Annotated in this window: 19 protein-coding genes, 1 tRNA gene and 1 other RNA gene; 4 read left to right on the forward strand and 17 right to left on the reverse strand. The window is 43.2% G+C overall.

The genetic code is table 11. The features are described from left to right. Positions 1–36 precede the first annotated feature (36 nt). The 5 genes from ACZ49W_RS08715 to ACZ49W_RS08735 form a co-directional block, all read right to left on the reverse strand. Positions 37–2,220, reverse strand: coding sequence for a PTS transporter subunit IIBC (locus tag ACZ49W_RS08715; RefSeq protein ID WP_464814893.1), 2,184 nt, complete (start codon positions 2,218–2,220; stop codon positions 37–39). A 130-nt stretch (positions 2,221–2,350) separates the two neighbouring features. Continuing rightward, complete coding sequence (locus tag ACZ49W_RS08720) at positions 2,351–3,382, reverse strand: LacI family DNA-binding transcriptional regulator (protein ID WP_464814894.1); 1,032 nt, start codon at positions 3,380–3,382, stop codon at positions 2,351–2,353. Between the two features lie 3 nt (positions 3,383–3,385). Next, on the reverse strand, positions 3,386–4,138 hold the full coding sequence (locus tag ACZ49W_RS08725; RefSeq protein WP_464814895.1) for a 16S rRNA (uracil(1498)-N(3))-methyltransferase: 753 nt from the start codon (positions 4,136–4,138) through the stop codon (positions 3,386–3,388). Next, positions 4,138–5,091 (reverse strand): 50S ribosomal protein L11 methyltransferase, encoded by a 954-nt coding sequence (prmA, locus tag ACZ49W_RS08730; RefSeq protein WP_464814896.1) that lies wholly within the window; start codon positions 5,089–5,091, stop codon positions 4,138–4,140. The genes ACZ49W_RS08725 and prmA overlap by 1 nt, the downstream gene beginning before the upstream one ends. 13 nt (positions 5,092–5,104) lie before the next feature. Then, positions 5,105–5,554 (reverse strand): DUF3013 family protein, encoded by a 450-nt coding sequence (locus tag ACZ49W_RS08735; protein WP_464814897.1) that lies wholly within the window; start codon positions 5,552–5,554, stop codon positions 5,105–5,107. Positions 5,555–5,669: 115 nt separating this feature from the next. Between ACZ49W_RS08735 and ACZ49W_RS08740 the strand changes: the two genes are divergently transcribed. From ACZ49W_RS08740 to ACZ49W_RS08750, 3 genes are all read left to right on the forward strand, one after another. After that, a complete protein-coding gene (locus tag ACZ49W_RS08740) occupies positions 5,670–6,938 on the forward strand; it encodes a replication-associated recombination protein A (protein WP_464814898.1) in 1,269 nt (422 codons plus the stop codon). A 46-nt stretch (positions 6,939–6,984) separates the two neighbouring features. Beyond that, positions 6,985–7,177: non-coding RNA, 6S RNA (gene ssrS, locus ACZ49W_RS08745), on the forward strand. Then, positions 7,177–7,249, forward strand: a tRNA-Lys gene (locus ACZ49W_RS08750). Before ssrS ends, ACZ49W_RS08750 begins: the two co-directional genes overlap by 1 nt. Positions 7,250–7,360: 111 nt before the next feature. On the opposite strand, the gene ACZ49W_RS08755 is transcribed toward ACZ49W_RS08750, so the two are convergent. From ACZ49W_RS08755 to ACZ49W_RS08810, 12 genes are all read right to left on the reverse strand, one after another. Beyond that, a complete protein-coding gene (locus ACZ49W_RS08755; protein WP_464814899.1) occupies positions 7,361–8,161 on the reverse strand; it encodes an ABC transporter ATP-binding protein in 801 nt (266 codons plus the stop codon). A 1-nt stretch (position 8,162) separates the two neighbouring features. Beyond that, entirely contained in the window at positions 8,163–9,071 is a 909-nt protein-coding gene (locus ACZ49W_RS08760; RefSeq protein ID WP_464814900.1) for an ABC transporter permease, read from the reverse strand. 12 nt (positions 9,072–9,083) lie between these two features. Continuing rightward, positions 9,084–10,043 carry an ABC transporter substrate-binding protein gene (locus ACZ49W_RS08765; protein ID WP_464814901.1) on the reverse strand — a complete coding sequence of 320 codons (960 nt, stop codon included), beginning with the start codon at positions 10,041–10,043 and terminating at the stop codon, positions 9,084–9,086. A 436-nt stretch (positions 10,044–10,479) separates the two neighbouring features. After that, complete coding sequence (locus ACZ49W_RS08770) at positions 10,480–11,682, reverse strand: MFS transporter (protein WP_464814902.1); 1,203 nt, start codon at positions 11,680–11,682, stop codon at positions 10,480–10,482. Positions 11,683–12,002: 320 nt separating this feature from the next. After that, complete coding sequence (gene rpsD, locus ACZ49W_RS08775; protein WP_464814903.1) at positions 12,003–12,614, reverse strand: 30S ribosomal protein S4; 612 nt, start codon at positions 12,612–12,614, stop codon at positions 12,003–12,005. A 216-nt stretch (positions 12,615–12,830) separates the two neighbouring features. After that, positions 12,831–13,103, reverse strand: coding sequence for a Veg family protein (locus tag ACZ49W_RS08780; RefSeq protein ID WP_464814904.1), 273 nt, complete (start codon positions 13,101–13,103; stop codon positions 12,831–12,833). A gap of 8 nt (positions 13,104–13,111) precedes the next feature. Then, positions 13,112–14,473: a replicative DNA helicase gene (gene dnaB, locus ACZ49W_RS08785; protein WP_464814905.1), complete on the reverse strand. Its 1,362-nt coding sequence runs from the start codon at positions 14,471–14,473 to the stop codon at positions 13,112–13,114. A 19-nt stretch (positions 14,474–14,492) separates the two neighbouring features. Then, positions 14,493–14,945, reverse strand: a complete 453-nt coding sequence (gene rplI / locus ACZ49W_RS08790; RefSeq protein WP_464814906.1) for a 50S ribosomal protein L9 — start codon at positions 14,943–14,945, stop codon at positions 14,493–14,495. Continuing rightward, positions 14,942–16,906 (reverse strand): GGDEF domain-containing protein, encoded by a 1,965-nt coding sequence (locus ACZ49W_RS08795; RefSeq protein WP_464814907.1) that lies wholly within the window; start codon positions 16,904–16,906, stop codon positions 14,942–14,944. Before ACZ49W_RS08795 ends, rplI begins: the two co-directional genes overlap by 4 nt. Before the next feature lie 67 nt (positions 16,907–16,973). Continuing rightward, positions 16,974–18,881, reverse strand: coding sequence for a tRNA uridine-5-carboxymethylaminomethyl(34) synthesis enzyme MnmG (gene mnmG, locus ACZ49W_RS08800; RefSeq protein ID WP_464814908.1), 1,908 nt, complete (start codon positions 18,879–18,881; stop codon positions 16,974–16,976). Between the two features lie 175 nt (positions 18,882–19,056). Continuing rightward, positions 19,057–20,178 carry a tRNA 2-thiouridine(34) synthase MnmA gene (mnmA, locus tag ACZ49W_RS08805; RefSeq protein ID WP_464814909.1) on the reverse strand — a complete coding sequence of 374 codons (1,122 nt, stop codon included), beginning with the start codon at positions 20,176–20,178 and terminating at the stop codon, positions 19,057–19,059. A gap of 93 nt (positions 20,179–20,271) precedes the next feature. Continuing rightward, positions 20,272–21,981, reverse strand: coding sequence for a hypothetical protein (locus ACZ49W_RS08810; protein WP_464814910.1), 1,710 nt, complete (start codon positions 21,979–21,981; stop codon positions 20,272–20,274). 108 nt (positions 21,982–22,089) lie between these two features. On the opposite strand from ACZ49W_RS08810, the gene ACZ49W_RS08815 reads away from it, so the two are divergent. Then, a complete protein-coding gene (locus ACZ49W_RS08815) occupies positions 22,090–22,734 on the forward strand; it encodes an HAD hydrolase-like protein (protein ID WP_464814911.1) in 645 nt (214 codons plus the stop codon). Positions 22,735–22,748: the final 14 nt, after the last annotated feature.

The following is a 22,748-nucleotide window of genomic DNA, read 5'->3' on the forward strand; positions in this document are numbered from 1 at the left end:
CTTGACACTTGTTGTCAACTACTATTGACGCTTATTTTACAGTTCTACTTGAGCAACCATTTCACCATGTTCGACGCTACCAAGTTTTGTCACCTGAACAGACTTGACTTCTGTCATATTTGTAAAGACAACGATAATGGTACTTTCTTTACCCGCCGCTTCAATAGCTGCTATATCCGCCACAGCTAGTTCATCCCCAGCAGTGATACGCGCTCCTTCAACGACTTTACTTGAGAATGGTAAACCATTAAGACTCACTGTGTCAATACCAATGTGCACCAAGACTTCTAGACCGCTATCGGTTAAGATACCATAAGCATGCTTGGTTGGAAAGACACTGGTGATGACACCAGATACCGGTGCGTAAACGCGACCATCACTTGGTTTTAGAGCGTAACCATCACCCATCATCTTGGCAGAAAAGACTGGATCATTGACTGTTTCAAGAGCAATCGTATCACCATCTGCCACAGCTAAAACAGCTTCTGTCAACCCCTTGTAAACCACTTCGCCAGGGAGAGGACTGACTGTTTCAACGGCAACATCTGTTGGGATGACCATGCCAGAATCAAGCATATCTTGGATATCCGATTTTAAGATATCCGCTTTTGGTCCATAGACCGCTTGCACGCCACTATCTTTGACAATCAATCCCATGGCTCCTGCTTTACGCCAGTCGCCTTCACTACCGACCTTTTTAGGATCGTTGACTGTCACACGAAGACGCGTCATGCAGGCGTCCACATCAGCAATGTTATCCGCACCACCTAGAAGGTTAATGATATTGACAACTTGGGTATCCACACTACTCAAATCGGAAGTCGCTTCTGCCTTGCTATCTAGCATATCTGCATCATAATTACCGTTGCGACCTGCTGTGGCGAGATTCATTTTCTTAATCATGAAGTTAGCAATGAGATACATCCCAACTGCAAAGAGAGCTGTCACCCAGACAAAGTTAATCAAATCAAGTGCTAGTCCAGCTTTAATAGCCATTGGCGTTCTTGTGAGTAACTCGATATTTCCAAAAGAATGGACACGAAGATGAACCAAATCAGACATGGCAAAAGCGAGACCTTGAACCACAGCGTAAACGATGTAAAGTGGCATGGCTGCAAACATGAACATATACTCAAGAGGTTCTGTCACCCCTGTGAGAAAGACCGCAGCCGCAGCTGAGATAAACATGGCACGATATTTTGGCTTTTTATCTTCATCAACATTGCGGTACATGGCAAAAGCAAGACCCATCAAGATACCAGACGCACCAATCATTTGTCCCACCTTAAAGCGAGCTGGTGTCACGGTGGTCAAGAGATGGTTATATTGGTCCATCTGACCAGCGCCTTTGAAGTTAATCAAGTCCGTTACCCAAGCCAACCATAGCGGATCTTGTCCGAAAACTTGTGCTCCTTTTTGAGCACCCGTCATGATTTCATAAGTACCACCAAGGGCCGTATAGTTCATTGGAATGGTCAACATGTGGTGAAGACCAAATGGCAAGAGCAAGCGCTCCAAGGTTCCATAGACAAATGGCGCTAAGATAGGCGCTGTTTCTTGTGAGCTTGCAATCCACATCCCAAAACCGTTAATTCCTGCCTGAATCAAAGGCCAGATAATAGACAGTGCCAAAGCGACTAAGGTAGAGCGATAAATCACGACAAAGGGTACAAAACGTTTTCCGTTGAAGAAAGAAAGGACTTCAGGAAGTTTGCGGTAATTGTAGTATTTGTTGTAAGCCGTTGCCCCGACAAATCCTGCGATAATCCCGACAAAAACCCCCATGTTAAGAGCAGGTTGCCCTAGCACATTGATAAAGTAGTTGGAAACCAACATCTCTCCACCAAAGACATTGTGCACCGTGCTTTTTCCGTCTGCAATCATATCCAAGGTCACACGGTAAAAGTGCCCTGTGATGAGATTGAGCAAAATAAAGGAAAGACCCGCTGCAAAAGCACCTCCTGCACGCTCTTTTGCCCAGTTGCCTCCAATCGCTAGCGCAAAGAGCAGATGAAGGTTACCGATAATCCCCCAACCAATCTGAGCCACGATATTGCCGATGGTCACCAACAAATCAGATTGAGGGTTAATCAAGGGAATCGAGTTCCCGATACTGACCATCAAACCAGCCGCTGGCATCACGGCAATCACCACCATCAGACTTTTTCCGAATTTTTGCCAAAACTCGAAACTAAAAAACTGCTTGAACGAACCTTTCATGTCGTTCTCCTTTCCATCTTCTTCAATGCAATCGATTGCTGCAAACGTTTGCATGTTCTTCTTGATTTTATTATACCACAAACTCTGAAAATGTAAAGGCTTTTTTGAAGATAAATGCAAAAAACACGCCTTAATCAAGGAGCGTGTTTGTTTTCTTATCTGGCGTGGATTGGCGCTCAATGATCTGATGCTCTATCAAGCGAATAGACGCTTCTTCATCAAAATCCTTGGACAAAATCAGATGCGCCGCTGTTTCTCCCAAGAGATTGGGAAAGATTTCCACGGAAGTCAGGGCAGGTGTCGCAAGCTCCGCCACAATAGAATTGTTAAAACTCATGACAGCATAGCGTTTCGATGAAATCCCCAACTGTTTAAACAAGCGCTGAAGGCGAATGGCCATCACATCATCACTGGCTAGAAAAGCATCAATCTGAGGGTGCTCTTCTAAAAACTCCAGCAACTGCTGGCGATTAAAGGCTTCGTCAACACGAGATAAGGCCAAACTCAAGTCAGGCAAGGTCGCTTCATCAAGTGCTGCTTGATAACCCAAACGTCGGTCTGCCTGCACAAACTCATCCAAGTCTGTATAGGCATAAACAATCCCTCGATAAGCCTTTTGCAACAAAAACTGCGTGGCATCGTAGCTAGCTTTTTTATTGTCATTATCGACAAACACGCTGGCTTGATTGTCCTGACCGTAGGATTTCCCAACGACGACGCACTCCACTTTTTCTTTTTGCATAAAGGTAAAAACAGGGTCATCCTTCTTGGAATAAAGGAAAATAAACTTGGCGATATTTCCTCCTCGAATCAAATTTTGCAAATTCTGCTTGAGCTCCTCCTCGGTTCGTCCTGTCGCTAAACTCACCATATAATGATGGTCAGTACAGACTCCGGTGATCCCTTGGATAATCTGCATAAAGAAAGGGTTATTCCCCAAAAAATCCTGATTTTCTCTGACCGGTAAGATAATACCGACCGTATTGGACTTGCGATTAACTAGATTTTGAGCGGTGTAGTTGGGCGAGTAATCCAGCTCTTTCATGGCTTGCCTGACCCGCTCCTTGGTCGCCTCACTAATCATGTCGTTGTTGTGCATCGCACGCGACGCTGTTGACGGCGAGACCCCTGCTAATTTCGCCACATCTTTGATTGTTACCATAATTTACTTCTCTTTTTGTAATTCTAAAGCAAAGCTAACAGCACTGAGGAAATAAAGCGGAGCTGTTTCTGCCCTTAAAATTCTAGGGCCTAATCCCATCTCACGCGCTCCCAAGTCTGTCCACTTTGCCACTTCCTCAGGAGAAATGCCCCCTTCTGGTCCAAAGATGACCAGCCATTTCTCTCCTGCCTTAGCCTTTTCTAGTGCGCTTGCTAGCTCTTTTTGCTCACCAGCCTTGGCTGCTTCTTCGTAGGCAAAAAAGACACGGTCAAATTGGGAAAAACGATCATTTAGCGCCTGCTTATCTCCTAAAATCTCCACTTGAGGAATACGGCTACGTTTGCTTTGCTGGGCAGCCCCTTGGGCGATTTTCTGGAGTTTTTCAGCCTTTTTAGCCGCTTTTTTCTCATCCCACTTGACCACAGACCAAACAGCAGGAAAACCAATGAGCGCTTGCATGCCTAACTCGGTTGCCTTTTGTGCCACCAAATCTAGCTTATCTCCCTTGGTCAAACCAAGCGCTAAAGTCACCTCGATAGGAAGCTCGCTATTGGCATCCAACTCTTCTAAACACTGAAAGGTATGATTTTTTCCATCAACCAGTTTTGAACGCCACTTGCTCTCATCATCAAAGACCAAGATGACCTCTTCCCCTTCTCTTATGCGCATGACCGAAAAGAGATGCTTGATGGTCTCTTGATCCTCTAGGGTCACAAACTCTGACGGCAAATGTCCTTTTACAAAATACTCCTGCATTAGCCGCCGATGACCCCTTTCTTATCATTGGTTTTCTTAAAGATGGCCGCATGCCATTCCCCTTGGATCAGGTGTGTTTCAAGCACCAAACCAGCTGCTAGGGCACTAGCTTCAACCATGGCCCATTTGTCTGCGATAATCCCTGATAAAATCAAATACCCCTCATCCACCAATAAGCGATAAGCATCATCTGTCAACTGAACCAAAATATCCGCCAAGATATTGGCGACAATCACATCCGCTTCTTGGGTCACACCACGGAGTAAATCTCCTGTTGCGACCGTAATCTTATCTGTTTTGGGATTTAGAGCCATATTTTCCTTAGCGACTCGCACCGCTACCTCGTCTAAATCGTAGGCATAGATAGCCTTGGCACCAAGTAGAGCCGCTGCAATGGATAGCACACCGCTACCCGTTCCCACATCAAGAAGGGTCTCTCCACCTCTTAGCACTTGAGAAAGAGCGTATAAGCTCATCTTGGTCGTTGGATGCGTTCCCGTACCAAAGGCCATCCCAGGATCTAAACGGATAATCTTTTCCCCCTCTTTTGGAGCATAATCCGTCCAAGATGGCACAATGGTCAAGTCATGTGTGATCCTAGTGGGTTCATAGTATTTTTTCCACTGCTCTGCCCAGTCATTTTCAGCCAAGTTTTGCGTATCAAGGTGCCACTCGCCAAGATTCAAGCCTAGATTTTCCATCTTAGCAAGACCCGTTCTAATCTCATTTAAAACCTGATTCAAATTCATGGTATCTGGATAATAGCCAATCACCGTCACTTGATCAGACTGCTCCACCTCCAGCAAAATCTCACCAAAGCGCTCTTCTTGCTCCAGATAGTCCGCCGTATCTTCAATAGCGACACCTTGGCTCCCTGTTTCAATCAAGAGATTGCTGACAGCTTCTTGCACCTCACGGTTCACAAAAACCTTTACTTCTTGCCATGTTTCCATTTTCTTGTCCTTTCTAATAGCGGGGATAAGGGTAAAATACCGTCTCTTTAAGGTTAGCCAATCCCGCTTCAAACCGAGCCTTGTCCCATGTCATCACAAATTCTTCTGCTGTTTCGTCCATCAAAAAGTCTAGCACCCCATCAAGTCCAGTTTGCGCAGTTTCTTGAAGAAATTGACTAAAATAAGCCAACCATTCCTTCGAAAATCCTTTTTTGGCCTCAAATGGAATCGTAACCAGATAGTCTTCTTTGTCAAAGCGAGATTTACCCTCTTGGTAAAACAAAAGGAACTCCTCTAAAACCAAGTCTTCTTCCAAGCCTTCAATCGCTTCTTTTCTTGCGATGTCAAGAACGAAACTCACTTCCACCGCATGATTTTTCTTATCCCAGTTGATGGCATAATCATAGTCCAAATGCTTGTCTAATTCTTCCTCTAAGACTGATAAAAATCCGTACTTCCCCATCTTCTCTTCTTTTTTCCCCTTATTTCACTTTTATAGTATAATCATTATTATATCATTTTTCCCAACGAGCGACAGAAAATTGAAAGAAAAGATTGATTTAGAAAGGAAAATCAGCATGACAGAAGCATTAGCCTTGCGGATGCGTCCCAAAACCATTGACCAAGTCATCGGGCAAACCCATCTGGTGGGTGAGGGCAAGATTATCCGCCGTATGGTAGAAGCAGGCAGGCTCTCTTCCATGATTTTATACGGACCACCTGGTATTGGAAAGACCTCTATCGCTAGCGCCATCGCAGGTACAACAGACTATGCCTTTCGCATTTTCAATGCCACAACCGATAGCAAAAAACGCCTCCAAGAAATTGCCGAGGAAGCTAAATTTTCAGGCGGTCTGGTTCTTCTACTGGATGAGATTCACCGTCTGGATAAGACCAAGCAGGATTTTCTCCTCCCCCTACTCGAACAGGGGACCATTACCATGATTGGTGCCACCACAGAAAACCCTTTTTTCTCCGTGACGCCTGCCATCCGTAGCCGCGTTCAGATTTTCGAGCTAGAACCCTTGAGCATTGACCAAATCAAGGAAGCCTTGCAAGAAGCCCTAACGGACAAGGACCGTGGCTATCAAGAAGCCGTCACCATCGATGAGGACGCGCTTGATTTTATTGCCACCTCCACCAACGGAGACTTGCGGTCTGCCTATAATTCCCTTGACCTAGCAGTCCTGTCCACTAAGGAAGAAGACGGCAAAATCCACATCACCAAAGACATCATGGAAAATAGCCTCCAACGCTCCTATATCGCTATGGATAAGGATGGCGACGGGCACTATGATGTCCTCTCTGCTCTTCAAAAATCCATCCGAGGGTCTGATGTCAATGCCAGCCTCCACTATGCGGCAAGGCTCATCGAGGCAGGCGACCTCAATAGCCTAGCCAGACGCCTCTTGGTGATTGCTTACGAAGATATCGGTCTTGCTAACCCCGATGCACAAGTCCACACCTTGACTGCCATTGAAACCGCCAAGCAGCTGGGATTTCCAGAAGCACGCATTCCCATCGCTAATATCGTCATCGATCTCGCCCTCTCACCCAAATCCAACTCCGCTTATATGGCCATGAATCAAGCCTTGAACGACTTAAAATCATCGGGCCACTTGGCTATTCCTCGCCACTTGAGAGATGGTCACTATAAAGGAAGCCAAGAACTCGGAAATGCCCAAGGCTACCGCTACCCCCATGACTACCCTGAAAAATGGGTCAAACAAGACTACCTTCCAGAAAAACTAAGAGGTGTTGATTATTTCAAACCCAATAACACAGGGAAATACGAACGCGCACTCGCTCTCAACAAGGAGCGAATTGAGGACTTGTCAAAAAAATAAGCGGTTACCCCTTGCAAAATTTCTAGAATGTGGTATTATATATATAACGACGCTGTGGTGTACGAATCCACACTAAGTATTGACCGACTATTTTTTGTATTATAGGGAAACGGAATTTCTTGACAGTATGCAGGCCGTCACACGCGGAAGCGACTGAAGTTAAGATGAGTTACCCACCTGCTCTTATAGGCGCGGGTTCAATACAAAACGCGGATCATCGGCACCAATACAGCTTTTCGCCTCCTTAGCTCAGCTGGCAGAGCAGCGGACTCTTAATCCGTGGGTCGCAGGTTCGATCCCTGCAGGGGGCATGATAAGACAAACGAAAAAGCCTTGAGAATCAAGGTTTTTTTACTTTCGATTTATAGATAAGAAATAAAACAGCGCTTGGAAATGATCTTTCCAAACGCTATTTTCATTTTTTAAAGGAGCATCTCATCATCAACAAGATGATGCCCACTCTTTTGGTGAAATAAAGCAAGCAGATTTGGGACAGTGAGATTCTTTTTCTCCTTGCCACGCACATCCACGACGATTTTTCCTTGATGCAGCATGACCAAACGATTGCCGTATTGGATGGCATTTTCCATATTGTGGGTAATCATCAGAGTCGTCAACTGATCGCGTTCAACAATTCTCTTCGTCAACTCCATCACCATATCACTGGTCTTTGGATCGAGTGCCGCTGTATGCTCATCTAAAAGCAAGATTTCAGGCTTTCTAAGCGTTGCCATCAAAAGGGTCAGCGCTTGTCTTTGGCCACCAGATAAAAATTGAGTATCGACCTTCATACGATTTTCCAAGCCCAGTCCCAATTCCTGCAAGGCTTCTTTGAAAAATTGCCGCTCCTTTTCCTTAATGCCTAGGCTAAACCCACGTGAACGCCCTCTTCGATAAGCGACTGACATATTTTCCTCAATGGTCAAGCGAGAAGCTGTCCCCATCTTCGGGTCTTGAAAAACACGACTGATAAAAGGGGCTCTCTTAAAAGCCGGAAGCTTAGTGATATCTTTTCCATTTAGAGAAATGCTCCCTTCATCTACGAGAAAGGTACCTGCCAAGCTATTCATCAAAGTGGATTTTCCGGCTCCATTTCCCCCAATAATCGAGATAAAATCGCCCTTTTCAACCTCTAAATCCAGACCTTTTAGGACATGATTCTCATTAATCGTTCCTTTCTCAAAGGTTTTGTGTAGATTTTTAATGGATAACTGTGCGCTCATCTTATACTCCTTTCTTGAGTGTCGCATCAAAGGCCTTAGATCTTGGAAGGGCTAATTTTTTCTGCAATTCTGGAATGAATAACACCAAGGCAAGGAGAATAGCAGAAGAGAGTTTCACCAAATCAGCATCCATACCAGGAAGCGTCAAAATCGCTAAAATGATGAGGCGATAAAGAATAGAACCTAAAACCACCGCTAATAAACGGTACCCCAGACGTAAGTTGCGTAGGACGACCTCAGAAATGATGACTGAAGCAAGTCCAATGACGATCGTTCCCGTTCCAGAATTCAGATCGGCGTAACCGTTATTTTGAGCAAGAAGTGCTCCACAAAGTGCAATGAGGCCATTAGAAAGCATGTAGCCATAAATCTTCATCCGATCAACTAAAATACCATTGGCTTCACTCATCGGAATGTTATCGCCTGTTGAGCGAAGAGCAAGCCCCAAACGGGTGTTGAAAAGAAAAGTCAAAAGACCAACAACCAAAAAAACAACAACCACACCCAGCAAGAGAACAGCAGCTAACTTGCTAAGACCAAAATCCTGTAACAAACTCACCAAAGTTTCTTTGCGAAGAAGAGTGACATTGGCCTTACCTAAAACCTTGAGGTTAACCGAGTAAAGGGCTGTCAAGGTGACAATCCCTGTGAGCAGTGCTGGAATTTTTAACTTGGTATGAAGAAATCCAGATACCAAACCTGCTAGCATGCCCCCCACTAAAGCCAAAGTTGTGGCAAGAAAAGGGTTGACACCCTTGACAAGACAAACAGCACAGATTGCTGCTCCCAAGGGATAGCTTCCTTCTGCTGTCAAGTCAGCAATATCCAAAATCCGAAAGGTCAGATAAACGCCAATCGCCATCACAGACCACAAGAGACCTTGGGAGACACTTGATAAAATCAAATCCATAAACGCTCCTTTCTAGTCTTTTAAGGCTTCAATCTTAGACACATCAATGCCTAGAGCTTTAGCCATAGCCTCATTGATCGAAATCGCCGCTGTCTTTGGTCCTTCTACAGCAATATTAGCTGGCTTTTCACCCTTCAAGACCTTGACAGCTAATTGACCAGCTTGTAAACCAATCGCATGGTAATCTACGCCGTAAGTAAAGAGAGCAGCGTCTAGGACAGCTTTGTCACTAGCGATTGTAGGAACTTTAGCGGTCTTTACGACTTCACCGATGGTTGCTGCTGTTGAAGCAACAGTGTTGTCAAGAGGAAGGTAGATGGCATCCACTTGTTTGGCTAATGAAGCCATGGTCTGTTCCACATCATTACTATTGGTTACGGTTTTGACAACAATTGTCAATCCTTTCTTTTCTAGGAAAGCCTTGGCTTCCTTAGCTTGTGTCTCAGAGTTGACTTCGCTAGAAGTGTAAAAAATACCAATCGTTTTAGCTGTTGGAACAACTTTTAACAGCATATCCAATTGTTTTTTTACATCTGTTGCATCTGTGGTTCCCGTCATATTGCCATCTGGCTTTTGAAGAGATTCTACTAAACCAGCAGCTACTGGATCTGTTACGGCTGTAAAGACAGATGGGGTGTGACTATCGGCATTAAGAAGAGCTTGGGCAGCTGGTGTCGCAATGGCAAAATTGACATCATTTTTATCTGCTAATTTACCAACCATGGTTTGAAGACTGGCTTGATCTCCCTGAGCATTTTGATAATCTACTGTCAAGTTCTTGCCTTCCTTGTACCCAGCGTCTGAGAGGGCTTCTAAAAAGCCTTTACGAGCTGAAGAGAGGGCATCATGCTCTGCATACTGGATAATCCCAATCTTTGTCTCTTCGTTTTTTGTAGATTTTCCTCCACAAGCTACCAATAGAAAAGCTGTAAGGACGAAAAGTCCTGCTGTCATCATTCTTTTTAACCTCATCTTAATCTCCTTTATGTTTATTTCAATAAGCTACTAGAAAAAACAAGTAACAAAAAAGCCACCTAGATACTCTCTAGGTGACCCTTTATCTGAGTGATAAAAAGAAACACTGTTCCCTACAACTCGGCCACCTAGATCAAATATCTACGTAGCCCAACGTCAAAAACAACTATCGCTACATAGATACAAACAAAACATTTTTGTTGTTGTGTTTGTATCCATGTCTCTCATGCTTACAAACACTATCTAAAATAGCCATAGTAATAAACAGAATGCATTGGTTGTTTCAGACTTTTTGCGAACATCGGTTTCTTCCTTTCTTATTGTTTAAGGTTATGGAATGATACTACCAGTTTTTTTAGGACTTGTCAATCTTTTTTTCCTGATTATTCAAAATAAAGAGAAGAATACGTTTTCATCTTCTCTTTAATCTTTATTATTTTTCTTTGTAAGTCTCTGGTAAGAGATAGACCATCAAAACATAGACAAGACCTGCCAAAACGTAGAACACATTAGATGCGCCGTAGCCCATATTGTCTAAAACGATGCTCCAACCCAAGTTCAAAATCGTATAAGCCGCATAAGCCAAAGCCCAAATCATACCAAACATCAAGGTCGCCCGCTGTGGCGTCATGTTTGGCAATTCGTGCGGGATGCTTTGATAAACAGGATATTGAAGATAAATCAATACACCGTTCAAAAAGGACAAAACGTAAGACAAGAGAGGTGAAATTGGGACGACTAGAATAGACAAGACGCTAATAATGACCTCTAAAATGCCCCTTGATATCAAGTAAGGACGACGTTTACTATTGACTTTTAGTTTCAACATAATAGCTGATCCCAGAATACCACCACCTGCAACAGCAAAAATCATCAGACTTGGTTTAAAATCAGGGTAGTGCTTCACCACTTCAGCTGGAATACTCGTTAGAGGCATAACAAATGGAACAAAGAAGGCTCCTAGCCCTACCCCAAATTTCCAGACAAAAGGATCTTTAATCGCATCTGCATAAGTATAGCTGGTTGATTGGTCATCATTAGAGCTTGTTTCAAAGTTCTTCGCTTGAAGCGTCCAGATGACAAGAGTGATAATGCTCACCAAAGCCACACCACTAAGGGTCACACGCCAATCCGCTCGAAGCAGTTTATCAAACAAGATAAAGCCAAGTGAGACGATAAAGGCACCGATATTATAACCTGCTACAACCAAAGTTGAATAGACGAGCTTACGCTCCTTAGAAATGAACTTAACCAAGAGCGGGTTAAGATAGACCATGAGCATCGAACCACCCAAAGCCATAAACATCCGCGCTAAATTGTAAAGCCAGTAATTAGGCATCCAAACCGCTATCAAAGAAAAGGAAAGGAGCACCAAGGCAATTTGACCTGCTCGTTTGATACCTAGCTTGATCAAAAACCAAGCTGCAATAAAGTTAGCGACCACCCGAGCAATAGTAATGGAGTAGTTAACGATATTACTCGTAACAGAAGAAACCGGACCGTTGAAGTAAGTCTTGATAATCTGTGGCCCAAGCGTTGAGCCTCCAATCCAGCTGGCCGAAAACGTAATATAAGCAATCAACAAAGTAAAAAACATAATGTAGCCAGTCTTTTGGCTAACTTTTTCACTAGTCATGATTTATCTCCTAAATGATTATAGTATGAAAATGAAAAATCGCTCTCCGACCAAAATGAAAGGGCCCTTGTTTTAGTAAGAAATCGGTTTCACCTATTCTAGTATAGACCTTTTCTTCCAAAATAGCAATTATTTGATACCCAAAATTCCATCTCTCAAAAAAGAATAAAACATCATTTTTATAGACTAATTATTCAGTTTTATGTCACAGTTTCTTTTGTTAACCCTCTGGAAAAGTTTTCCACAAGTATCTTTCTAGCTTTTTTCCACAAAAAAACAACCAAAGCAAAAACTTTGATTGTTCCAACAAGAATAATATCTTAGAGTTGTTTGTTGTAGTATTCAACGACAAGTGCTTCGTTGATTTCTGGGTTGATTTCGTCACGTTCTGGAAGACGTGTCAATGATCCTTCAAGTTTGTCTGCATCAAATGAAACGAATGCAGGACGGCCAAGTGTTGCTTCAACTGCTTCAAGGATAGCTGGTACTTTAAGTGATTTTTCACGAACAGAAATCACTTGACCAACTTCTACACGGTAGCTAGGGATGTCAACACGTTTACCGTCAACAAGAATGTGACCGTGGTTAACGAATTGACGCGCTTGACGACGAGTTGTCGCAAGACCTAGGCGGTAAACAACGTTATCCAAACGACGCTCAAGAAGCACCATAAAGTTGAAACCGAGGGTTCCACCTTTGATTTTAGATGCTTGAACGAACAAGTTACGGAATTGTTTTTCGTTCATGCCGTAAGCAAAACGTAATTTTTGTTTTTCAGCCAATTGCAAACCGTACTCTGACAATTTGCTACGGTTGTTTGGTCCATGTTGACCTGGAACATAGTTACGACGAGCTAACTCTTTACCTGTTCCGCTAAGTGATACGCCTAAACGACGTGATTGTTTCCATGATGGTCCTGTATAACGTGACATCTCATGTTCCTCCTATTTGATAATATCATTAAGGCCAATAGCTAAGGAAACCTCAGTCACCTTGAACAATCCTGATTCGTGCAGGAAATCTTCGCCCAAACAGCAAAGGGTACTTCTTCCTACAATCTCCTGTTGACGAGCTTCATACTGTTCTGCTGCTATTTGACACATCAGCTATTATACCACGAAAAAAAGAGACCTGTCAAGTCTCTTTTTCTAATCAAGGTAATGAATCAAGGTTTTTTCCGTCAAAATATCGGAATAAGTATAAGATTCTACATAAGTGTGTTCGTTTATCGGATCTCCTTCATTATCCGTATATTCCACGATAAAGAGAGACTGGTAAACCTCAACCAAGCGCCCAATCTTATTTTTTTCACGCTTTCTTCCGTGTTCGAGGGTCATCTCAACTAGCTGCCCCTCATGTTTTTTTACATCTTCCTTGATTTTTTTCATCTTAGCGACATCTGCAAATGCGTCGTTACTCATTTTTTCTCCTATCTTTCATTAAAATGGGCAATGGTCGAAAATTTATTGTATTCCTTTTGGAACATAAGTTTCACTGTTCCTCTGGCACCACTTCTATTTTTTTCTAAAATCACCTCAACGGTATTGTCAACAAAGGTATTTTCCTCATCCTTGTCGCCACGATCATAATAGTCCTCTCGGTAAAGAAAGGCCACAATATCTGCATCTTGCTCGATGGAACCAGACTCACGAATATCAGACAAGATGGGGCGTTTATCTTGACGTTGCTCCACACCACGTGAGAGCTGACTAAGAGCAATGACTGGAACTTTTAGCTCCTTAGCGAGTATTTTGAGTTGACGTGAAATTTCTGATACTTCTTGTTGGCGATTCTCAGGTCGCGTTCCTGTAATCAACTGCAAATAGTCAATCACAATCAAACCTAGACCATCCTCAAGTTCCTTATCTAGCTTTCTTGCTCTTGAGCGAATCTCTGTAATCTTAATCCCTGGGGTGTCGTCAATATAAATAGGAGCTTCAGCCAGCAATCCTTGAGCAATGGTCAAGCTCTGCCACTCCTCATCGGTCAATTTCCCTGTTCTCAAGTGATGAGAATCCACCATCCCTTCTGCGGCTAGCATCCGATCTACCAAGCTTTCAGCCCCCATCTCAAGCGAGAAAATAGCAACCGCTCTATGCTGCTTGGTAGCAACATTTTGAGCAATATTTAGGACAAAAGCAGTTTTACCGACCGCCGGTCTCGCTGCCAAAATCACTAGTTGATCCGGATGTAAACCTGTTGTCATCCTATCAAGATCAATGAAACCTGTCGGAAGGCCGGTGACATCTGTCGTCTGACGAGAACGTCTCTCCAAACTTTCATAATTGAGCTTTAGGACATCTGAAATTCGCTGAAAACCATTACTTCTAGAACGTTCATTGATCAGGAGCAGGTCTTTTTCTGCTTGACTAATCAAATCATCGGCAGTCTGTGTCCCAGAATAAGCGAGGTTGACAGAATCTGTCAACCTACTAATGATAGCACGTAACTGAGATTTTTCTGCAACAATCTTAGCATAATACTCGACATTGGCACTGGTTGGAACACTATTGACCAAATCCGCCAAATAGGGCATCCCGCCGATTGTCTGAAGATGACCTTCATCATCTAAAATCGTTCTGATGGTTGTTGCATCAATGGCTTCATTGCGGTCATTAAGCCGAATCATCGCTTGAAAAATGATGCGATGAGCATGCTTATAAAAGTCCTCTGGCTCCAAATACTCACGAACGGTAACTAACTTATCTGGAGAGATAAAAATCGCCCCTAAAACGGACTGCTCCGCTAGTAAATCTTGTGGCTGAACCCTTAACTCTTGTGCATCAACCATAGTAGCCTCTTATTTTTTATTAACCTTGTTGAATACTCAAGTTGATGATTCCGTCAACTTCTTTATGAAGCTTGACAGGGACGTCAATTAAACCAATCGCACGTAGGGGCTGCTCCAAGTGAATGTGACGACGATCAACCTTGATACCAAATTGCTTGTCTAATTCCTCAGCAATTTTCTTAGCTGTAATCGAACCAAAAGTACGTCCGTCTGGTCCTACTTTCTCCACAAATTTGACCAAAACTTTTTCATCCTCTAGTTGACGTTTGATTTCCTTGGCTTGGGCCAACATTTCTGCTTGAGCCTTGGCTTCGGATTGCTGCTTGCCACGCAACTCCCCTAGGGCTTGGCTAGTTGCTTCCTTGGCTAGATTTTTCTTAATCAAGAAATTTTGTGCGTAACCTGTTGGCACTTCCTTGACTTCACCCTTTTTTCCTTTTCCTTTAACATCTGCTAAAAAAACAACTTTCATGATAGATCCTCCTTATTATATTGGTTAATCGTTGCAATTAAGCGATCATAAGCTTCCTTGACAGTTGTATGATCGAGTTGACAAGCCGCCAAGTTGAAATGCCCGCCACCTCCCATGTCCTCCATGATGCGTTGAACATTGATTTGTTGACGACTTCTGGCTGAGATGGTTACCTGACCCTTGGCATTTTTAGTAATAACAAAACTAGCATCAATATCTGCCATACTGAGTAGAATATCCGCAGCTTTACTGGTGATGACATTGCTGTAAACCTTATAGTCAAACCCTGTTGCCACCATGATTGACGGATAAACACGTTCTCCTCTTAGAACCAACTCATTGATGGCACGATATTCATCAAAATCAAGTGCTGATAAGGCTTGAATTTCCTTGCTGTCACTACCCTTTTCTCTGAGGTAGCTGGCGACATCAAAGGTTCTAGCCGTCACACGACTGGAAAAATTCTTGGTATCTAGCATAATTCCCGCCATCAAAATGCTGGCTTGAATCGGGCTGAGGCTTTGCTTAGCTGCTTGAAACTGAATCAGTTCGGTCACCAGCTCACAGGCACTACTGGCACCACTCTCGATAAAGGTAAGGCTGGCATTTTCAGGGAAATCTTGATCCCGTCTATGGTGGTCAACCACAACAACTTCTGTAAACTTATCGTAAAGTTCCCTTGATAGGGTCAAGGCCAGCTTGGAGTGATCAACCATAATCAACAAGGAACGATGGGTAACTTGTTGTATGGCTTCACTCACCGTCAAAAATTTCGTTTTCCCATTTGCCACCAAGCGAGAGAGAGCCTTTTCAATATCCGGATTGAGCTCTCTTGGATCATAGACCACATACGACGGCTCAATAATATTTTGAGCGAAAAACTGCATGCCCACAGACGCTCCCAAAGCATCCATATCTAGGCGTCTATGACCCACGACAAAGACCTGATCAGCCATTTGAATTTTATCAGAAATAGCAGTCATCATTGCCCTGGTTCGAGTGCGTGAGCGCTTAACCGTCGAAACAGTTCCTCCTCCAAAGTAATAGAGGGGACTGCGTTCATCACTTTCTTTGACAACGACCTGATCACCTCCTCTCATCAGAGCCATGTTGAGGTTTTGACTAGCCACCTGACCAATCTGGTCATGATGACTATCCCCATAAGCCACCCCCATACTGAGGGTCAAAGAGAGGTGATTTTCCTGAGCTTTTTTTCGAAATTCATCTAAAATCTCGAATTTATTCTCCATCAATCCTCGCAAGGTTTGGTAATCCGTAAAGAGAAAGAAACGATCCCTCGCTATCCTGCGGTAAAACATCCGTTCGTCACGCGCAAAATGTGCAATGAAATCTGCCACAAAACTATTGATTTGTGAAATTTCCGCATCAGAAAGTCCATCTGTCATCTCATCATAGTTATCCACCGAAATCAAGCCGATAACAGGCTGATGCTCCAGAGACTGACTGGTCGCTGTCGCAAGCGAAACGTCAAAGAAATAAAGAATATCCGCACCACTATCCAAATAAACAATATAAGGATTGCCGAAAATGGTCAGACTGCTATCAGCCGCTTCTTCTTTTTTCTTACGGATAACCTCTCGCATAGCCTCCAGATCAAGCTCACCCTCTTCTGAGGTAAAGACCAGCTCGGCATAAGGGTTAAACCAAGAAATGGCTTCACTTTCTTGGTCAAAACGAACCACTCCAACTGGCATGCGATCCAGTAAACTCTTAAGACTGGCTTCTGTCTGCCCATTTAGGCGATCAATGGTCTCTATTTCTGACAGCTCATACATTTGTTTTTGAACCATCAATAGACCAACCAAGAAACTGATGGCCACAAACACACTTAGCCAAAGGGCCAGTTCTGATCGAGTGATGCGACCAATAATCACAATCACACCGAACAAGATACAGCCAATTAGCACCAATTGGATTTTTTCTAAACGAATTTTTTTCATTTATCAACCTCTTGAGACACTATTATACCACAAAACAGCCCTAATTTCTAGGACTGTTCCTGCTTCTTTATTGAGATTTTTTGCTGGCCTTTTGCTTGCCTTCCAGATAAACCATGAGAATGGAAATATCGGCTGGATTGACCCCAGAGATACGACTGGCTTGGCCAATGGTTTCTGGATTGATCTTCTTAAATTTTTGTCTAGCTTCCGTTGCAATGGAGTCAATGTCATCCCAGTCAATCGAAGCTGGAATTCGTTTTTCCTCCATGCGCTTCATCTTAGCCACCTGATCCATCGCCTTATGGATATAGCCTTCGTACTTGATTTCCGTCTCTAACAGTTCGATTACCTTATCATCTAGCTCTTCCTTGGCTGGGCCGATAAAGGTCACAATCGTTGCATAATCGATTTCTGGACGACGCATCAATTCCTTAGCCGTCACCGCATCTGTCAAGGGTTTAAAGCCTAGGGCTGTGATTCTCTCATTGGTCTCCTTGACTGGTTTTAGCTTTTGAGCCTCAAGACGAGCCAGTTCTTCTTCAAATTGGGCTTTTTTACGCTCAAAGACTTGATAACGCACATCGTCCACAAGCCCTACTGCTCGACCAATTGGAGTTAGACGCATATCGGCATTATCATGGCGCAAAATCAAACGATACTCCGCACGGCTAGTCAACAGACGGTAAGGTTCAAGCGTGCCCTTGGTCACCAAATCGTCAATCATAACCCCAATATAAGCATCACTGCGTTTGAGGATGAGCTCTGGCTTGCCTTGGACCTTGAGAGCCGCATTGATCCCTGCAATCAAGCCCTGACCTGCTGCTTCCTCATAACCAGAGGTTCCATTGGTTTGACCAGCTGTAAACAAGCCTGAAATCGCCTTTGTTTCTAGTGTCGCGCGCAACTGATGTGGAAGGACGATATCATACTCAATCGCATAACCCGTTCGCATCATCTCAGCCTTTTCCAGTCCCTTAATTGAGTGGAGCAATTCACGCTGAACATCTTCAGGTAAACTCGTGGACAAACCTTGCACATAAACCTCATCGGTGTCACGCCCTTCTGGCTCTAAAAAGAGTTGATGCCGGTCCTTGTCAGCGAAGCGCACAATCTTGTCCTCAATCGATGGACAGTAGCGTGGCCCCACTCCCTTGACCACACCTGAAAACATAGGTGCACGGTGCAGATTATCCTGAATAATCTGGTGGCTAGAGGCATTGGTATAGGTTAACCAACACGGAATTTGATCCTTGAGGTAATCTTCATCCTTGGACAAAAAAGAAAAATGGTTGGGTTTCTCATCGCCTGGCTGAATCTCTGTCACGCCATAGTCAATCGAGCTGGACTTAATCCTTGGAGGCGTTCCAGTTTTAAAGCGACCAATTTCAAGCCCCAATTTTTTCAAATTATCCGCCAAGGTAATCGAAGCCAAACTATTGTTAGGACCAGAAGAATATTTCAAGTCCCCCAGAATAATCTCCCCACGAAGAGCCGTTCCTGTTGTCACGACAACAGCCTTAGCCCCGTAGTACTGACCCGTTGCGGTCTGAACCCCAGTCACCTTACCATCTTCGACAAGGATGTCGTCAATCATGGTTTGGCGTAGGGTCAAGTTTTCTTGATTCTCTACCGTTTTTTTCATCTCCCTTGAGTAGAGCGCCTTATCCGCCTGTGCTCTCAAGGCGCGAACAGCTGGACCTTTTCCGGTATTGAGCATCTTCATCTGAATATAGGTCTTATCAATATTTTTGCCCATCTCACCGCCTAGGGCATCAATCTCACGTACCACGATTCCCTTGGCAGAGCCACCAATCGAGGGATTACAAGGCATAAAGGCCAGCATATCTAGGTTAATCGTTGCAAGTAGAGTCTGACAACCCATTCGGCTAGCGGCTAGAGCCGCCTCAACACCTGCGTGACCAGCCCCGATGACGATGACATCGTAGATTTCAGTCCACTCTCTCGTTTTTTCCATCTCTTTCTCCTTATTACTTCATAAAAAAAGGCAAAGCTAAAGAAAGGCACCATAAAAAAGGCGACTTTCTATGAGCTTTGACCATCATAGATTTCATCTGATTTTTATTCTATCACATTCGTTCAAAAAGTCAATCATCCTGTCGTCAAGAAAGTTGACAACCTTGTCACTCTCTTTAAATATACTGACAAGGAACACCATTTTGATAAGCCATATCAATGATACCTCCACCCAAGCATTCCTCACCGTCATAAAAGACGACAGCTTGACCAGGCGTGATAGCACGTTGAGGCTCATCGAATAAGACTTCTGCTGTTTCTCCTTTAACATGAACGGTCACCTTGACATCAGGTTGACGGTAGCGAAACTTAGCTGTGCAAGTCATTGTGAATTCTTCTGGCATCTCTTTCGTGAAATGAATCATAGAAGCGTCAAGGCTAGTTGACATGAGTGATTCATGATAAAAACCTTGTCCGACATAAAGAATGTTCTTGGCGAGATCTTTTCCGACTACAAACCAAGGGAGATTGTCCCCACCGATTTGTCCTCCGATACCAAGACCTCCGCGTTGACCGATAGTATAGTACATGAGCCCATTGTGTTCTCCCATGTCCTTACCGTCAACCGTCATCATCCGCCCCTTTTGAGCAGGAAGGTAGTTGCCGAGAAATTCTTTAAAATTCTTTTCCCCAATAAAGCAGATTCCTGTCGAATCCTTTTTCTTAGCGGTTGCAAGACCGGCTTCTTCTGCTAGACGACGAACCTCTGATTTTTGTAAATGTCCTAGGGGAAAGAGGGTCTTTTTTAGTTGGTCTTGTGATAATTGACTGAGAAAATAAGTCTGATCCTTTCCTTGATCAGCACCTCTCAGCATGTGAACCACGCCTTCTTCATCCGTAACGACTTGCGCATAATGCCCAGTCGCCACATAATCGGCACCAAGGCTCATGGCATAGTCCAAAAAGGCCTTGAACTTGATTTCCTTATTACACATGACGTCTGGATTTGGTGTTCGACCCGCTCGGTACTCTGCTAAAAAGTACTCAAAGACACGGTCCCAGTATTCTTTTTCAAAATTGACCGAGTAGTACGGAATACCGATTTGATCCGCAACGGCAGCAACATCCTTGTAGTCCTCGGTAGCCGTACAGACACCGAACTCATCGGTATCGTCCCAGTTTTTCATGAAAACACCAATCACATCATAGCCTTGTTCTTTGAGAATAAGGGCAGTTACGGACGAATCCACACCGCCACTCATCCCCACAACAACGCGTGTGTTTGAATGATCTAACATATAGTCTCCCATCTATTCGTTGAAAAAACGATTTGAAGGTCGTCTTTCAAAGTAATATGAACGGGGCAGCTTCTAGTCAACCCCGTCTCAACATTATAACAATTTTTTATGAGATGTCAACGAAAGATGTTTCCTAATGCTAAAAGCAAACAGGCCCAACCACGACAAGACACAAACTAGGAATAGACCATAAAAGTAAGCTGGGGCTTGATAGGTCAAAGAGAGATGATTTCCTCCCGCTCGACTCGTTACAATAGGATTTCCGATTTCGGTTAATTGTGAGGCTTTTGGCTTAAAGACTTGACCGTTTAACCGTAAATGAGTACGTTTATAGTAAAAAACAGGCAGTTGAACTTTTTCTCCTTCTTTTGCTTGCCAGCTTAAAACAAGACGCGATTTGTCCACCTTGATACGAATTCCTGGATGATTGAAAACATACTTCGCATATAGTTTATAAGTATTTTTTCCTTCCAAGGAATGGTAAATCGGAACATAATCAGGCGTTGCTTTTTCTAGCTTTTCTAACAGTTTTCCCTTATCTCGGTCAAAGACTAGCTGCCTTAAAGTATTGTAGTCTGCACGAACATAAGCATGCTTTTGCTCCTCTAGAAGAATCTGGTTTTGCCTAGAGCTATCAATCTTATCTTGTGTATAGGAAGTGATTTCAAATAAGGCAAAACCAATCAATAAAAGAAAGCCTCCTTGAAGCAGTTTTTTAGGAAACGAAAAACCTTGCAACATTCTTGCCACAATTAAAAGCAAAAGGACTACAGCTGGAATAAAGAAACGAAACGGAAATTGAATCAACTCAACCAACTTGACATCTCTGTCAAGGAAAAATTGCCAAGGAAAGACACTACTTGATAGGAACAGAAGGCTTAAATAGGTGCTATTTAAAACCCAGTCCCACTTTGAAAAACGATGCCAAAACAAGATGACATAAAGAATTTGAACAGTAAACAAGAAGAAAAAGACCATGGGACGTGTAATCCAATAAGAAGCGGTCAAGTCAATGGTATTTTGAGCCATGGTCACGTTGACAAACGGATCAACTAACTGATTATCTTGCCTTAAAAAGAAAAGAGCCCCCCAGATATTCAGTGTCAACAAGATAGACAAAAAAACAGCTGCTAGACCTTGTTTAATGAGCTTGACTTTTTCTGGTGTCAAGATAAAACCATAAACAAAGAAAGGGATGTAAACAAGAACTAAGAAGAAAGTGCTGAGAAGATGGATCTGCATCATCAGTGCAACTGAAAAAGCTAATCGGATGACCGATATTTTTTGATCCTTCATCATCTGTAAAATAGGCAGCAAACAATAAGGCATAAAGGCTGCTCCCCAACTTGAGAAACCTTGTCTAATCGTCCAATACTGAATAGAAAAAGTCGTCAAGTAAAGGATTGACAGGCCTACTGCAATGTCTCGGTTAATCCGCGCAACTCTTAAAAAACGAAATAAAGAAAGACCTGCAACAAGGTGTAGTAAAAACCGAGAAACCAATTGATAAGTAAACCAGTTAGAACTAATCCAGACCAAAAATCCTTGAAAATAAGCAAAGAGAGGACCATATAAAGCATTGATAATTCTCCCTGACGATTGAAAACCATACAAGGAGATAAAATAAGCAAAATTTCCCTCTTTTAACTGCTGGCTGGTCTCATAAAAGCGATTATAGTGGAATAAAGAATCCGATCCCAAAATCACATCTTTTTGCCACCACTGAGGAAGAATCAGTAACCCCGATACCATCACAATCAACAGTATAGCTAAAATGTCTTTATTTTTTTCACGCTTTAACATGTTACCATTATAGCATAAGAGAAAGTTTTTTGGTATAATGGGTAGCAATAACGCGCACTTCCTTCCCTTTTTCAACCTAAGGAGGAAACAGTAGCTTGACAGGAGATTGTGATGCATTTATTTTTTGATTTAGACGGCACTTTAGTTGATAGCAGTGAGGGAATTCTCAACTCTTTTTACCACACTTTTAAAACCCTTGGTTTACAAGAGGTTGACATCAAGACTTTTAGAAGTTTTATCGGACCGCCTTTAGAAACAACCTTTGCGCGTTTCTACGAAAAACCTGAAGACATTGACAAAGCCATTGCTGTTTTTAGAGATTACTATGAAGCAGTCGGCGTGCATGAGAAGGTTTTTCCTTATGAAGGTATCCCTGAGCTGCTTGAGGCTCTCAAAAAAGCTGGACACGAGCTTTATGTCACGACCAGTAAACACGAACCCATGGCTCTCTTGATGCTAGAAGAACAAGGGCTTGCACCTTATTTTAAAAAGGTTTATGGCTCAACACCAACGCGATTTGAAAAAGGTGATGTCATCAAGGCTCTCATAAAAGACGAAGATCTCAAAGAGCTTGACCAAATGGCTATTATTGGTGACACTAAGTTTGATATGATTGGCGGAAAACAAGCCAATATTGGGGCTCTTGGTGTCAGCTGGGGCTTTGGTGAAGCGAGTGATCTCTTAGAAAACGGTGCCGACTACGTTGCCAACTCCCCCAAAGACTTACTCTCTTATCTTCAAAAAGAATATTAAAAAAAAGACCTTCT

The organism is Streptococcus sp. STR1/CE/0325 (genome assembly GCF_055386095.1).

Excerpts from the sequence above, each read along its gene's own strand:
- ACZ49W_RS08740 (WP_464814898.1), top strand. The coding sequence starts at position 5,670 with ATGACAGAAGCATTAGCCTTGCGGATGCGTCCCAAAACCATTGACCAA.
- mnmG (WP_464814908.1), bottom strand. The coding sequence starts at position 18,881 with ATGGAAAAAACGAGAGAGTGGACTGAAATCTACGATGTCATCGTCATC.
- ACZ49W_RS08735 (WP_464814897.1), bottom strand. The coding sequence starts at position 5,554 with ATGGGGAAGTACGGATTTTTATCAGTCTTAGAGGAAGAATTAGACAAG.
- ACZ49W_RS08770 (WP_464814902.1), bottom strand. The coding sequence starts at position 11,682 with ATGACTAGTGAAAAAGTTAGCCAAAAGACTGGCTACATTATGTTTTTT.
- dnaB (WP_464814905.1), bottom strand. The coding sequence starts at position 14,473 with ATGGTTGATGCACAAGAGTTAAGGGTTCAGCCACAAGATTTACTAGCG.
- ACZ49W_RS08725 (WP_464814895.1), bottom strand. The coding sequence starts at position 4,138 with ATGCAGGAGTATTTTGTAAAAGGACATTTGCCGTCAGAGTTTGTGACC.
- prmA (WP_464814896.1), bottom strand. The coding sequence starts at position 5,091 with ATGGAAACATGGCAAGAAGTAAAGGTTTTTGTGAACCGTGAGGTGCAA.
- ACZ49W_RS08755 (WP_464814899.1), bottom strand. The coding sequence starts at position 8,161 with ATGAGCGCACAGTTATCCATTAAAAATCTACACAAAACCTTTGAGAAA.
- ACZ49W_RS08795 (WP_464814907.1), bottom strand. The coding sequence starts at position 16,906 with ATGAAAAAAATTCGTTTAGAAAAAATCCAATTGGTGCTAATTGGCTGT.
- rplI (WP_464814906.1), bottom strand. The coding sequence starts at position 14,945 with ATGAAAGTTGTTTTTTTAGCAGATGTTAAAGGAAAAGGAAAAAAGGGT.
- ACZ49W_RS08715 (WP_464814893.1), bottom strand. The coding sequence starts at position 2,220 with ATGAAAGGTTCGTTCAAGCAGTTTTTTAGTTTCGAGTTTTGGCAAAAA.
- ACZ49W_RS08780 (WP_464814904.1), bottom strand. The coding sequence starts at position 13,103 with ATGAGTAACGACGCATTTGCAGATGTCGCTAAGATGAAAAAAATCAAG.
- ACZ49W_RS08720 (WP_464814894.1), bottom strand. The coding sequence starts at position 3,382 with ATGGTAACAATCAAAGATGTGGCGAAATTAGCAGGGGTCTCGCCGTCA.
- mnmA (WP_464814909.1), bottom strand. The coding sequence starts at position 20,178 with ATGTTAGATCATTCAAACACACGCGTTGTTGTGGGGATGAGTGGCGGT.
- ACZ49W_RS08810 (WP_464814910.1), bottom strand. The coding sequence starts at position 21,981 with ATGTTAAAGCGTGAAAAAAATAAAGACATTTTAGCTATACTGTTGATT.
- ACZ49W_RS08760 (WP_464814900.1), bottom strand. The coding sequence starts at position 9,071 with ATGGATTTGATTTTATCAAGTGTCTCCCAAGGTCTCTTGTGGTCTGTG.
- ACZ49W_RS08765 (WP_464814901.1), bottom strand. The coding sequence starts at position 10,043 with ATGAGGTTAAAAAGAATGATGACAGCAGGACTTTTCGTCCTTACAGCT.
- rpsD (WP_464814903.1), bottom strand. The coding sequence starts at position 12,614 with ATGTCACGTTATACAGGACCATCATGGAAACAATCACGTCGTTTAGGC.